Source organism: Burkholderia sp. b14 (genome assembly GCF_900156195.1).
Lineage (GTDB): Bacteria > Pseudomonadota > Gammaproteobacteria > Burkholderiales > Burkholderiaceae > Mycetohabitans.
In genome coordinates, this window is the sequence record NZ_FTPJ01000003.1 from 445,152 (window position 1) to 457,527 (window position 12,376).

The following is a 12,376-nucleotide window of genomic DNA, read 5'->3' on the forward strand; positions in this document are numbered from 1 at the left end:
AACCGCACGTAGTGTTTGCTAAGATAATTTAACCGCTGGCGCGCCATACACCGAAGCCCTACAATATTGATCCCGCACCGTTCGCTGTGCAACGTTATCATGACATCGGTATTGGCTTGCTTTCAACCCTGGCCAGTCGCAGCGGTGGGCTGAGCTGACCCGCCGAACAATCGATGCCTTCGGCCCAAAGCGCGTTGACCAACGACCCACTGTTGGGATCATCGCCGACGCGGCCGATCATCGACGCCTGTGCCCCAAGCCGAGTGGCGACGACGGTCTGGTTAGCGCCCTTGCCGCCCGAAATCAACGCGAAGTTGTGTCCACTCAGCGTTTCGCCAGAAACGGAAGACGCGGCGCGCACCGCCAACTGTGGCGTGACGACGCGCCGTTGTGGACCCCCTTGCACATTGCCACTGATACGCTCGAACAAGGTCTGCGCCGCCGCCTCGCCAAGCTGCAAAATCGACTGGCCTACGGTGGACAGCGCCGGGTAAACATAGCGGGATAACTCGATATCGTCGAATCCGATAATCGACAACTCCTCCGGCACCTGGATCTTGCGCTTGGCCGCCGCTCGCAATGCGCCCATGCCCATTATGTCGTTGCTGGCAAAGATGGCGCTGGGCTTCACGCGGTCGAGCAGCCGGCTTGCGGCCACATAGCCGCCTGGGATCGTGAAACCGCCCTCGACGATGCCGTCCTTGACAATCTCAATGCCACGCTCGGCCATCGCGCGTAGAAAGCCCTGGACGCGCATCGCGCTGACCGCCATCTGCACCGGCCCGGTGATGCAACCGATGCGTACGTGGCCGAGTTCCAGCAGGTGGCAGGTGGCTAGATACGCGCCGCGCTCATGGTCGATCTGCACCAGATCGGCGCTCGGGCCCTCGATTTCCCGGTCCACCACTACGATCGGTACGCCAGCGGACGCCAGCACGCTGTCCGCGCCGGCCGACGCGACAATCAGCCCATCGATGCGCTTTTCCTGTAACACTCGCAGATAATTGCGTTGCTTGGTCGGATCGTCATCCGAATTGCATAAAAAGACACAATATCCGGTTCTTTCGCAGTGGTCTTCGATGCCGCGCGCCAACTCGGCAAAGTACGGATTCGTGCCGTTTGGAATGACCAGCCCGATCGTCGCCGTGGAACGCGCCTTCAGTGAACGGGCAACCGCCGACGGCACATAATTCAGTTGCCTGATCGCATGCTCGACCTTTGCCCGCACATCGGCACTGACCGGACGGGAATTATTCACCACATGCGAAACGGTGGTAAACGACACGCCTGCAAGTGCCGCCACGTCCTTGATCGTCGTCATTGCCAGTTACTCTTGAGGTTTGAAAGCGCCGATACCTAACATACGGTGCCCTCGTCCGCCAGCGCGTCGTCAAAGCCGCGGGTCGATGTGTCAACGTCGACATGTCGTTGCCGAGGAAACAGTGTTGCGCAAAGCGACGTTATTTCGAGCTGTGATGGTATGGAGGGGAGCCGGCGCGTCGCCCGGGCATATTCATCCTAGCTCGGTTCCGCCACCGCTCATTGACGACCGGAGCGCTGCGACGCGTGGGTAGCGAAGTGGTGATCGATCAGCGACAGCAGCGTATCGACGTCCACCGGCTTGACCTGATGGTGGTTGAAACCGGCCGCGCGGCTGCGAGCGATGTCGTCGAACTCGCTCAGCCCCGTCAACGCGATGATCAGCGCGTCACGTGTCGACGGATGCTCGCGCAGCCGGCGCGCGACGTCGTAACCACTCATGCGCGGCATCGCCAAGTCGAGCAGCACGATATGTGGGGCGAAATGCGTGGCGCATTCCACTGCGGTGGGACCGTCGAGCGTCGCCTCGACCTGGAAACCCTCGATTTGCAGCAGCAATGCCAGCCCCTCGCACGCGTCTTCGGCGTCGTCGACCACGAGCACGCGCAAACCATGTCGGGCAAGGGCCCCACCGGCCGCGGCCGTGGCGGATGACACGGAACTAGAGGGCTGGACAGGCTGCGATGCCATTGTGAAATCGGACGTTAGACAAATGAACAGTAGGAATGCTGCACTACAGAGTGCCATGCAGCACGGCGGTCGTTAAGGAAGCAAACGCTGTTCCAACGTGAAGGCAATTACCGCAATCTGTGTTGGGGCATTCGCCTGCCATCGCGCTGCGTGTACCAATGACGACTTACGCGCCGCGCCGGGATGCCCCTGTGGTCGTCGGCCGAGGCGCGCGATAGGGCACCTTTACACCGGCTTTGCAGAACTTACCGGTCGAACTTTTGCAATATTGACCGACACAGACTGGTACAACGCGCCATTGTTGCACATAAAGCATGCCACGCACCGCCGGCTCGCCGCGCAAGGTCCCCACGAAAGGTTGCCTAGATGCCAAGCCGACAGCTGACGCACGCCGCCTCAGGATCGCATCGCGGTCGATGCGGCCGCTCGTGGTGCGGTGCACCGTGTGCAGCGCCGTCGAATTCTCTATGATCGGGATACGGCGGCCTGTTTAAGCCGAATGGCCAGCTGATCGCTGCAGACGCCGTTGTTTCGTGACCACACACCAATGGCGGACGGAGGCGCGTGATGGCATGGAGACCGAACCGCTGGATCAGGCGTTGGCTGATCGCCACGTTCGTATGGGCGGTGCCCGTCGCGCTGATTACAATTCACGAGATCCAGGTCGAGATGGCCTACAACCGCACCGATCTGCAACGCGCGCTCGGCAATTGGAAACTCAGCGCGCCCGAGCGTGCCATGGACGCGGCTGGCCGTTGCGCCGGGACCGCGGAGCAGGCCCGGGCGGCCGGATGCCCGGCCGCGATTGTGTCGGCGCATGCGTCGGCATTGCAGGCAGCGCAGGACGACTATGCGAGACGCCGGCGCACGCTGCTGTCGTACCTGAGCCAGGCCATCTTCGGCTATTGGGTCGTGCCCTCGTCGTTTGTCTTCGCTGTCGGCCTAGTTGTCGTATTCGTGCGCTTGGCGTTGCGACGCCCCTCGCCTAAGCGGCCGGGGCGCACACCGACGGCCTCATCCGAGTTGTCTGGCACACCGGCGCCTGCCCCGCCCTGCCGTGCCGGACCTGACGCCAACACCAGGCTCGATGGAATCGACAGTTGAGACACACTCGCATTGAGGGCCCTGTATCGAGCAATTGGGCAACCGTCCGGGTTATTTGGGGAACCATTACGCAGTTGGCCCGCTCCATGCTTCAGTGTCGTGGCAGTTCCCCGAAAGCAACCTAGGAGAATGAGATGGAAAGAAGAAAGTTCATAGTGACGACCTCCGCCCTACTCGCATCAGGCGGCCTCGCGCTCACCGGTTGCACGACGACCACCCAGACTTCTGCGTCGAGGGCATCCGGCAACGCAGCCAAGCGCCAGAGCATCAATACTTCGGTCAATGAAACGTTGGCACGCCTCTATACCACCGCCAACGGTTCGCGGGAGCTGGTCGCGAAGTCCCGTGGCGTGCTGGTGTTCCCGTCCGTCGTGTCCGCAGCCTTCATTGTCGGGGGCCAGTATGGCGAAGGTGCGCTGCGTGTCGGTGAAGAGACGGCTGGCTATTACAGTACCGCAACGGGCTCGTTCGGCTTGCAGGCCGGTGCGCAATCCAAGGCGCTGGTTTTCCTGTTCATGACGCAGGACTCACTGGACAAGTTCCGCAACAGCGAAGGCTGGGCCGTGGGCGCCGATGCGACCGTCGCGGTGCTGAAAGTCGGCGTGAACGGCAAAATCGATACCACCACGGCCACCGCGCCGGTGCAGGCGTTCGTGCTGACGAATGCGGGCCTGATGGCCGGCGTGTCGTTGGAAGGCACGAAGGTGACGAAACTGAAGCTCTAAGCCGCGCGCGCTCATGAGCCTGACCGTGACAGCGGGCCCGGTGGTGGCGCTGGTCGCCGACATTCTGATCCTGTTGATACCGCGACTATTGAATATCATTATCGCGTTGTATCTGATCATTATCGGCCTGTTTGGCTTGTTCGGTGACAAGCTGCATTGACACGGACGGTAGCTCAACGCATGGCCCCTGGTGGGGCCAGGTTGCCCGCGCGGGGCCGGCGGCTCGTCACGCAAAGCGACGTGGCGGCGTCAGCTTGCCGCGTCCACCGGGCTGTGTAGTTTGGTCGGCGCTGCGCGATCGATAACTTTGAAGCGCGCGCGCCGCTGCGCGCGTACGACCGTATGGTAGGCTTCTAGATACTGCTGCGCCATGCGGCGCGACGTGAAGCGTCGCTCGAAGCACGCTCTCACGCGTTCACGCGACAACGTGCCAACGCGGTTGACCGCCGCAACCGCACTGATTTCGTCCTCTACGATGAAGCCAGACTGCGCTTCGTCGATCACCTCTGACACCGAACCCCGGTTGAACGCGATGACCGGTGTGCCGCAGGCCATCGCCTCGATCATCACCAGACCGAACGGCTCGGGCCAGTCGATCGGAAACAGTAGTGCGTGTGCGCCAGACAGGAAGTGCGCTTTTTGCTCGTCAGCGATTTCCCCAATGAACTCGACGTGCGGCAACGCCAACAATGGCCGTATGTCGCGCTCGAAATACTGCTGGTCGGCGGCGTCGACTTTGGCGGCGATGCGGATCTTCATGCCGCAGAATCCGGCGATCCGGATCGCGATATCGACACGTTTTTCCGGCGATATCCGGCCAAGGAACGCTAGGTACTGTGGCTGCACGGGCTGTGGCGTGTACAGCATCTCGGGCAGGCCGTGGTAGACGGTCGTCAGCCACTTCGCCTGCGGCAGCGGCTCGCGCTGTGCGTCCGAGATCGATACGACCGCTGCGTTCGAGAAAGTGTCGAAGATCGGCTGTTGTTCCGGCAGGTCCAGCCGCCCATGCAGCGTAGTGATAAAGGGCGTGTCCTGGCGGCCGAACAGCGAAAACGAGTAGTAGTCCAGGTGAAAATGCAGCACGTCGAATTCTCTCGCTTGCTGCCGCACCCGTTCCATCAACAGCATATGCGGAGCGATCCGATCGCGAATAGCGGGATCGAGTCGCAGCGCCCGCGGCCAGACCGGCACAAGCTTGGCCCGAGTGTCCGAGTCTGCGCTGGCGAACAGCGTCACATCGTGGCCGAGATCGACCAGCGCTTCGGTGATATACGAGACGACGCGCTCCGTGCCACCATACAGCTTAGGCGGCACCGACTCGGTAAGTGGCGCGATCTGGGCAATCCTCATGCTTGTCTCCGATTTAGAAATTTCCGCGGTGATGCGGTCATCGGGCCTGCAACCGGGCGTGCCAGTATGACACACTGCACGTGCACGTTTGCACCCTGTTTCACCACGCAGCTGCCGCAGCACGGGCGCCTGCCGTGGAAACATCAGCGCGGTGGCCGGTCAATGCTGCCCCGGCACCGCGCGTGCGTGCCCGCGCAAATCGGCGATGAAGGTGTCGCGCCAGACGCCCAGGTCATTATCGCGCAGATGTTGCATGTTGGTCTGGTAGCGCTCTTGTCGCTCCACCAGTGGCATCGCCAACGCATGCTCAAGGGCCTCGGACATACCGATAATATCGTACGGGTTGGTGATCAGTGCCCCGGGCAGCTCCAGCGCCGCGCCGGCAAAGCGCGATAGGACCAGCACGCCAGGATCGTCCGGATTTTGGGCGGCAACATACTCCTTGGCCACCAGGTTCATTCCGTCACGCAGTGGCGTGACCAGGCCGATTTGTGACTCGCGAAATAGCGACATCAGCTTCCAACGGTCATAGCGCTGGTTTAAATATCGGATCGGCGTGTAGTCCAGGCCGGAAAACCGGCCGTTGATCCGGCCGGCCTCATATTCGAGGCTCTGCCTAATTTCCTGATACGACTGAACGTCCGAGCGCGTGGGCGGGGCCACCTGAACGAGCGTGACATTGCCGCGCCAGTGCGGCGCACGCTCTAGCAATTGCTCGAATGCCCGGAAGCGCTCGACAAGCCCCTTCGAGTAATCGAGCCGGTCCACGCTCATAATCAGCTTGCGCCCTTCCAAGCTTTGCTTTAGTTCCAGCACGTGTTGCCGGCTCTCGTGGCGACGCGCTTGCTCAGCGATGTCATCGGGGAAAACACCGATCGGGTAGGCAGCGCCGTGCAATACGCGCCCGTATGCCTCGATCCGGCCGTTGTCCCACACTTTGCCCTGCGCGTGTCGCTCGACATAATCGGCGAAGGCGCGCAGATCGACCGCGGTTTGGAAACCCACCACGTCATAGCTGCACAGCACGCGCACCAGTTCGTCGTGCGGCGGGATGTTCAGCAGAATCTGCGGCGATGGAAACGGGATATGCAGAAAAAAGCCGATCCGGTTCTGCACCCCAAGCTGGCGCAGCGCATCGCCGAATGGGATCAAGTGATAATCGTGGACCCAGATCACATCGTCAGGCCGCAGCAAAGGCAGTAGCTTCTGCGCAAGCCACCGGTTCACGCGCAGGTACCCTGCATAATCTGCGCGGTCGTAGACGGCCAGGTCATTGCGATAGTGGAAAACAGGCCACAGCGTCGCATTCGAAAAACCGCGATAGTATTGATCGTAGTCTTTGCGCGTCAGCCCGACGGTTGCGAACGTGACCTTGCCGTCCTCTACGAGCGTCGGCGTAGCGTTTGCGACCGTTTCGCCGACTACGTCGCCACTCCAGCCGAACCAGACCCCTCCCGTATCCTTCAGCGCGCCGAACACGCCGACGGCGAGTCCACCGGCGGATCCCTTGCTCTCAGTGGGGGTTGCGACGCGATTCGACACTACGACCAGTCGGCTCATTCGCTTATTCTCCGTCAGTTGCTGAATGGGACATGTCGGTTATGACCGATAGCGCGCCGCTGCGGTTCACTCAATGCGCGTCAATCGTCCCGGCGCATCGCCACCGGGTCGGCCTCCGTATGGGCGGCGGTCTTGGACGCTTCCGGTGGCGTGGCCTCGTGCATCGGCTGCGGTTCGGCCTGCAGTGCACGTTCACGTTCAGTGGACAGATCCGCCCGCATCTTCGGCAGGCACTCTGGATAATAGCGCTGGATGAAGGCAATCAATCCTTCTCGTACGCGGCAACGCAAATCCCAATTCAGGCCCGAATCGCTCGAGCTGACCAGTACCCGCAATTGCATCGCGCGATCGGTCGCGTCGGTAACTTGCAATACTTGGACACGCCCATCCCATTCCGGGGCATTGCTGACGATACGTGACAGTTCCTCGCGCAACGGCGGCAACGGCATCTTGTAGTCGACAAACAGGAATACCGTGCCGATGATCTGCGAACTGCTGCGGGTCCAGTTCGTGAACGGATTTTCTATCAACCATTGCAGTGGCACGATCAGCCGCCGCTGATCCCAAATTCGAACGGCGACATAGGTACCCGTGATTTCCTCAATCCGTCCCCACTCGCCTTGGATCACCACCACGTCGTCAAGTCGGATCGGCTGGGACAGCGCAATCTGCAACCCAGCGATCATATTGCCCAGCACTGGTCGCGCCGCGATACCGGCGACCAGACCGGCGACGCCCGCCGACGCGAGCAGGCTCGTGCCGACCTGCCGCACGTTGGGAAACATCATCAACATCGACGCGATGCCGAGCATCACGATCAGCGTCATCACCGACCGAGCAAGCACGCGCGTCTGCGTGTGGATGCGTCGCGCATGCAGGTTGTCGGCCGTGTCCAACGGGTTCGCGGCGACGATTGCATTGCCTACGCCGGCAACCGAACGTACGGCCAACAGCGTCAGCATGCCGATCAACGTCAGGCCACCAACATCGCGCGCGACGCGGATCAACGCCAACTCGTCCGGCGCCTCGTGCAGCACCAGTTCGATAGCCAGCATCGCCAGCGCGTAAAGCGATGGCCACTCGATCGCCCCCGTCACGACAGCCAAGATCGGATAGGGCCGCGTCACGCGACGCATGATCCGGGCGCCGACCCAGTGCCCGGCGCGCACGCACACCACCGCGATCACGGCAACGACGATCAGGCCGGTCCACGAATGCAGCGGCGAAGCAGCAATGTTGCTGATCGGTTCAAGCCAGCTCACCAGCGCTCCATCACTTGCCTGTTGAGCATGGATAGCTCTTGCCCAACCCCAGTGCGACGACCGTACTGGCGTTGTAGTCCTTTGCGTTTGGCGTATTTGCCAAATACTTGCGCACCGCGTCAGTCAACTCCGCCGCTTTCACGTTATCGGGCAAGCAAAAGTACTGCCCTACACGCGGCCCTGTCGTACCGCCAATGGCTTCGATCGTATTGAACACACCATCCGCTGCACCTTCGATGTAGGCTTCGCACGACACGCGCGATTTCACATCAGTGCGCTGGCACAGACGGTCCAGGTCTGCGCCGGTGAACGCGTAAGCGTTCATCGGCACACTGATCGCAAACATTGCGATGGCGCGGAGCAATGTCCGTAGCATGGTGTTCCTTATATTGTAGTCAAGATCCGGCACGGCGTACCGCCGTGCCGGGCCGGGTTATTTTGTACTGCCTGCGTTACCTGCACTGCCACCGGCCGTGGCAGGCGGGCGTGAATCCTTTTGTCTTTGTTGCACCTGTATTTTCTCCAGTCGCGCGGCTAGGCTGTCCGCGATGTCTTTCTGGTTGTATTGTTTCGCAAAATCGATCGCGGTCAATTCCAACTGGTTCTTCAACGTCAGGTCGGCGCCCTCGTCAAGCAGCAGCTTCACGGTCGTGATATGGCCGCCGCGCGCGGCCATCATCAGCGGCGTGGTGCCGTTCGGCGATGCGGCATCAATGTATGCGGAATGATCGATCAGCAGCTTGACGACCTCATCCTGGCCGGTCGTCGCTGCGTAATGCAGCGGTGTCCAGCCCGACTTGTTGACTTCGGCCCCCTTCTCGATCAGCTGCTTGACCAGCTCAGTCTCGCCGTTGAGCGCGGCCAACATCATCGCGTTCTCGCCAGCACGATCCAGCTTCCCCAGGTCAGTCTTCGGTTGGTCCGCCAACAGCGCGGCGACCTTTTCGGACTTTTCTCGCGCGGCGAGTACCAGCATCGGCATGCCGCCAGCATCGACCAGGTTCGGATCGATACCGGCGGCGAGCAGCTTGCGCACCGCGTCGACATCGTCGAACTTCACCGCCTTGATCATCGCGTCGGCCGGGCTCGCTTGCGCTGTTGACGGGATCGCGGCCCCTATCCCCATCGTCAATGCGCACGTGAGCCATGCCCCGGCCAGCCAGCGCGCTGAGCAACGGTGCAATACCCGGGCGGCGGTAAACGATGAGCGAATGACATCGGAAAACCCAGCGAAATTATTCATACATGACATGAGTTATTTGTCTAATTTATCAATTATAGAAAATTAGATCTCAACATTTTGCGCTGCGGAACAGCCGAAAAAAGTTGGCCGACGTCGCCGCGCCAAGTTGCTCCACGTCGATGCCACGCAGCTGCGCGACGAAACGTCCGACATGGCTGACATACGCAGGTTCATTGGGCTTGCCCCGGTACGGCACAGGCGCCAGGTAAGGCGAGTCTGTTTCGATCAACAAGCGTTCGAGCGGCACTTTGCGAGCGACCTCCTGGATTTGCGTCGCGTTCTTGAATGTCACAATGCCCGACAGCGAAATAAAAAAATTTTGCTCGAGCGCCGCCTGCGCAACATCCCACGTTTCGGTGAAACAATGCATCACGCCGCCGACTGCGGCTGCGCCCTCTTCCTGCATGATCCGCAGCGTATCCTGTGCGGCGGCACGCGTGTGGACGATCAATGGCTTGTCGGCAGCGCGCGCAGCTTGGATATGTGTGCGGAACCGTTGCCGCTGCCATGCCATGTCGTCCAGTGTGCGGCCTTCGAGCCGATAGTAATCCAATCCGGTTTCACCAATCGCAACAACCTTCGAGTCCTGCGCGAGCGAGACCAATTCGGCAACGTCCGGCTCGCGCGCGTGCTCGTGATCCGGATGCACGCCCACTGACGCGAAGATATGTGAATGCGCATGGGCAATCGCCAGCACGGACGGGAACGTCTCGAGATCGACGCTGACGCACAGCGCATGAGTCACCGCACTGACGCGCATCTGCTCGAGCACGTCCGGCAGGCGCTCGGCCATTCCGTCGAAGTTGATGTGGCAGTGTGAATCGATAAACATCGGTACCCCGCGGCGCCGCCGCGCTATTGAAACTGACTTTACGCGCCAGCGGTGAGCCGGCGCCCGACAATGACCACGTCGCGCTCGATGCCATCCAGTGTCGCGATCCGCGGCAACCGGCCCCAATCATCGAAGCCGTAACGGCGGAACAAACGCAGGCTGGGCTCGTTGTGGCCAAAGAGGAAACCGAGCACCGTGTGCACGCCCAACGAGGGCACATGCTCGAGCGCCGCAGACAGCAATGTGATCCAAGCCCTTGCCCGCGTACCGACGCGTGCAGGTAGAGGCTCACTTCGGCCGTGTGGCGGTAGGCTGGACGGCCATAGAAGTCAGAAAAGCTCACCCATACGACTACCCTGCCGTCGCGCTCCACGACCCACAGCGAGCGCCTATCTGGAGCATATGCATCGAACCAGTCGTGCCGGCTATCGACACTGACAGGCTTCAGGTCCGCAGTCACTTGCCTGGGGGAAACCGTCGAATTATAAATCGCGATGACCGTCGGCAGATCGGCGCGTGTAGCGACGCGATAGGGCATGTGCGTCATGGGTTGCTCCCGAACATGCTCCGATAATGGATAAACAGCTCTTCGAAAACCAGTCGGCCATTCAGCGGATGCTGCTCGACGGCCCGTTGTTGCGTGATCCGCTTCAGGCACTGGGCGACCTGCAAAGACGTGGCACTTTGTGCAACATACTCGAGCGCGTTGCGGTGCGCTGGGAAGTAGCGTGGCTCGCCGCTCATCTGCATGGCTAGCACGTCATAGAGCCATCGTTGCAGCCAGCCGAGTACCGACGGCCCCGGCGCCTTTTGCAGGGCTTCGCCGCAGGCGAATGGGTCGCACGCCGGGCCGGCCGCAAGTTGCTCAAGCGTAAAGCGCTTGAGCGGCGCGTGCTCGTCGCGGGCAACGGCCAGCGCGGCCAATGGCGCGCCGCCGGCTTCTGCGAGTACCCCCGCCGGATCGTCAATGGACTGGCTACGGAGCCAATCCGAGGCACTCGCCGCGTCGGGCATCGCCAGCGGCCATTGTCTGCAGCGGCTCACGATGGTCGGCAGCAAACGCTCCACGTTCGCGCTCACGAGCAGGAACACCACGCCGGACGGCGGCTCCTCCAGCGTCTTGAGCAGTGCGTTGGCTGCCGCCACGTTCAGCGCCTCGGCCGGGAACAGTACCACCACGCGCCGACCGCCGCGGTGCGAGCCAATGCTGCAGAAATCGAGTAGCGCCCTGACCTGCTCGATTCTGATCTCCTTGCTCGGCGCCTTGGATTTCTTGCCGCCTGCGCCAGCACTTGCGCCATCGTCGTCGCCCGTGCGCTCACCGTTGGCATTCTTGCCGATATCGCTGCTCGCTTGCAGCGGCGTGGCCTCGGCGGCGACGGCCTCGGGGCAGACGAGCCTGAAATCCGGATGATTGCGTTGCAGGAACCAGGTGCATGCGGCGCACTGCCCGCACGCGCGTGCGTCATCACGAGGCTGTTCGCACAACAAGCTCTGCGCAAGCTCGCAAGCGAAATCCACCTTGCCGATGCCGGCCTGCCCGTACAACAACAACGCGTGAGGCCAATGTTCGCGCAGTGCCTGGATACGCGTCCAGTCGTCGTATTGCCATGGATACGGCATTTTCTATCGATCAAAGAGTGAGGAGAATAGCTTCGAGCTGTTCGCGCACTTCGGCGATCGAACATGTCGCATCGACGATCGCAAACCGCGCTGGTGCCTGCGCGGCGCGGCGCAGGTATTCGGCACGGGTGTGCGCGAAGAATTCGTTCGACTCGCTCTCGAACTTATCGGGTGCGCGAGCCCCGCCACGCCTTGCACTGGCGGTATCGGTCGGCACGTCGAACAGCACGGTGCGATCCGGTTGCAGCCCGGCCTGCACCCAGTGCTCGAGCACCTGCAGCTTGTCGATCGACAAGCCGCGCCCGCCGCCCTGGTAGGCAAATGTCGCATCCGTGAAGCGATCGGACAGCACCCAGTCGCCACGGGCGAGCGTCGGCTCGATCACCGCGGCGATATGCTCGCGACGCGCCGCAAACATCAGTAATGTCTCCGTTTCCAAATGCATCGGTTGGCGCAACAGGATTTCCCGCAGCGTCTCGCCCAGCGGCGTGCCACCCGGCTCGCGTGTGACGATGACACTGGCACCCTGCCGCGCGGCGCGCTCGGACAGCCGGTCGCAAAACCACGTCAGATGAGTCGTCTTGCCAGCGCCATCGATCCCTTCAAACGTAATGAATTTGCCGCGCGGCCGGGGCCCGTCGTGGCGGCTGGTCGTGATATCCATCAT

General features: G+C 61.6%; 13 protein-coding genes and 1 pseudogene. 3 read left to right on the plus strand and 11 right to left on the minus strand.

What is annotated here, in order from left to right:
* Positions 1-97: 97 nt before the first annotated feature.
* Both B0B13_RS06605 and B0B13_RS06610 read right to left on the minus strand, forming a co-directional pair.
* Positions 98-1,321 (minus strand): PfkB family carbohydrate kinase, encoded by a 1,224-nt coding sequence (locus tag B0B13_RS06605; RefSeq protein WP_083703663.1) that lies wholly within the window; start codon positions 1,319-1,321, stop codon positions 98-100.
* A gap of 218 nt (positions 1,322-1,539) precedes the next feature.
* Entirely contained in the window at positions 1,540-2,010 is a 471-nt protein-coding gene (locus B0B13_RS06610) for a response regulator (RefSeq protein ID WP_170872392.1), read from the minus strand.
* Between the two features lie 567 nt (positions 2,011-2,577).
* On the opposite strand from B0B13_RS06610, the gene B0B13_RS06615 reads away from it, so the two are divergent.
* The 3 genes from B0B13_RS06615 (at position 2,578) to B0B13_RS06625 (ending at position 3,999) form a co-directional block, all read left to right on the plus strand.
* Positions 2,578-3,114 carry a hypothetical protein gene (locus tag B0B13_RS06615; protein ID WP_076795164.1) on the plus strand — a complete coding sequence of 179 codons (537 nt, stop codon included), beginning with the start codon at positions 2,578-2,580 and terminating at the stop codon, positions 3,112-3,114.
* Between the two features lie 134 nt (positions 3,115-3,248).
* A complete protein-coding gene (locus tag B0B13_RS06620) occupies positions 3,249-3,839 on the plus strand; it encodes a BPSL1445 family SYLF domain-containing lipoprotein (protein ID WP_076784860.1) in 591 nt (196 codons plus the stop codon).
* Positions 3,840-3,852: 13 nt separating this feature from the next.
* Entirely contained in the window at positions 3,853-3,999 is a 147-nt protein-coding gene (locus B0B13_RS06625) for a DUF3096 domain-containing protein (RefSeq protein ID WP_076784859.1), read from the plus strand.
* 89 nt (positions 4,000-4,088) lie between these two features.
* Here the strand turns inward: B0B13_RS06625 and B0B13_RS06630 are convergent, their stop codons facing one another.
* The 9 genes and pseudogenes from B0B13_RS06630 to tmk form a co-directional block, all read right to left on the minus strand.
* On the minus strand, positions 4,089-5,189 hold the full coding sequence (locus tag B0B13_RS06630; protein ID WP_076797191.1) for a glycosyltransferase family 4 protein: 1,101 nt from the start codon (positions 5,187-5,189) through the stop codon (positions 4,089-4,091).
* Positions 5,190-5,348: 159 nt separating this feature from the next.
* Positions 5,349-6,749, minus strand: a complete 1,401-nt coding sequence (gene otsA, locus B0B13_RS06635; RefSeq protein ID WP_076784857.1) for an alpha,alpha-trehalose-phosphate synthase (UDP-forming) — start codon at positions 6,747-6,749, stop codon at positions 5,349-5,351.
* An 80-nt stretch (positions 6,750-6,829) separates the two neighbouring features.
* Complete coding sequence (locus B0B13_RS06640) at positions 6,830-8,011, minus strand: mechanosensitive ion channel family protein (RefSeq protein ID WP_139336936.1); 1,182 nt, start codon at positions 8,009-8,011, stop codon at positions 6,830-6,832.
* A gap of 10 nt (positions 8,012-8,021) precedes the next feature.
* A complete protein-coding gene (locus B0B13_RS06645; protein ID WP_370642954.1) occupies positions 8,022-8,375 on the minus strand; it encodes a Rap1a/Tai family immunity protein in 354 nt (117 codons plus the stop codon).
* Positions 8,376-8,444: 69 nt separating this feature from the next.
* Positions 8,445-9,254 carry an ankyrin repeat domain-containing protein gene (locus B0B13_RS06650; protein ID WP_370642952.1) on the minus strand — a complete coding sequence of 270 codons (810 nt, stop codon included), beginning with the start codon at positions 9,252-9,254 and terminating at the stop codon, positions 8,445-8,447.
* 49 nt (positions 9,255-9,303) lie between these two features.
* On the minus strand, positions 9,304-10,086 hold the full coding sequence (locus B0B13_RS06655; RefSeq protein ID WP_076784853.1) for a TatD family hydrolase: 783 nt from the start codon (positions 10,084-10,086) through the stop codon (positions 9,304-9,306).
* Between the two features lie 38 nt (positions 10,087-10,124).
* Positions 10,125-10,633: pseudogene (locus B0B13_RS06660) on the minus strand (GNAT family N-acetyltransferase).
* Positions 10,630-11,709 (minus strand): DNA polymerase III subunit delta', encoded by a 1,080-nt coding sequence (locus B0B13_RS06665; protein WP_076784852.1) that lies wholly within the window; start codon positions 11,707-11,709, stop codon positions 10,630-10,632. The pseudogene B0B13_RS06660 and the gene B0B13_RS06665 overlap by 4 nt, the downstream one beginning before the upstream one ends.
* A gap of 10 nt (positions 11,710-11,719) precedes the next feature.
* A complete protein-coding gene (tmk, locus tag B0B13_RS06670; protein WP_083703665.1) occupies positions 11,720-12,376 on the minus strand; it encodes a dTMP kinase in 657 nt (218 codons plus the stop codon).

What these genes read in the sequence shown, in the direction of transcription:
- B0B13_RS06605 (WP_083703663.1), bottom strand. Translation starts at nt 1,321, where the DNA reads ATGACGACGATCAAGGACGTGGCGGCACTTGCAGGCGTGTCGTTTACC.
- B0B13_RS06610 (WP_170872392.1), bottom strand. Translation starts at nt 2,010, where the DNA reads ATGGCATCGCAGCCTGTCCAGCCCTCTAGTTCCGTGTCATCCGCCACG.
- B0B13_RS06615 (WP_076795164.1), top strand. Translation starts at nt 2,578, where the DNA reads ATGGCATGGAGACCGAACCGCTGGATCAGGCGTTGGCTGATCGCCACG.
- B0B13_RS06620 (WP_076784860.1), top strand. Translation starts at nt 3,249, where the DNA reads ATGGAAAGAAGAAAGTTCATAGTGACGACCTCCGCCCTACTCGCATCA.
- B0B13_RS06625 (WP_076784859.1), top strand. Translation starts at nt 3,853, where the DNA reads ATGAGCCTGACCGTGACAGCGGGCCCGGTGGTGGCGCTGGTCGCCGAC.
- B0B13_RS06630 (WP_076797191.1), bottom strand. Translation starts at nt 5,189, where the DNA reads ATGAGGATTGCCCAGATCGCGCCACTTACCGAGTCGGTGCCGCCTAAG.
- otsA (WP_076784857.1), bottom strand. Translation starts at nt 6,749, where the DNA reads ATGAGCCGACTGGTCGTAGTGTCGAATCGCGTCGCAACCCCCACTGAG.
- B0B13_RS06650 (WP_370642952.1), bottom strand. Translation starts at nt 9,254, where the DNA reads ATGAATAATTTCGCTGGGTTTTCCGATGTCATTCGCTCATCGTTTACC.
- B0B13_RS06655 (WP_076784853.1), bottom strand. Translation starts at nt 10,086, where the DNA reads ATGTTTATCGATTCACACTGCCACATCAACTTCGACGGAATGGCCGAG.
- B0B13_RS06665 (WP_076784852.1), bottom strand. Translation starts at nt 11,709, where the DNA reads ATGCCGTATCCATGGCAATACGACGACTGGACGCGTATCCAGGCACTG.
- tmk (WP_083703665.1), bottom strand. Translation starts at nt 12,376, where the DNA reads ATGATGGATATCACGACCAGCCGCCACGACGGGCCCCGGCCGCGCGGC.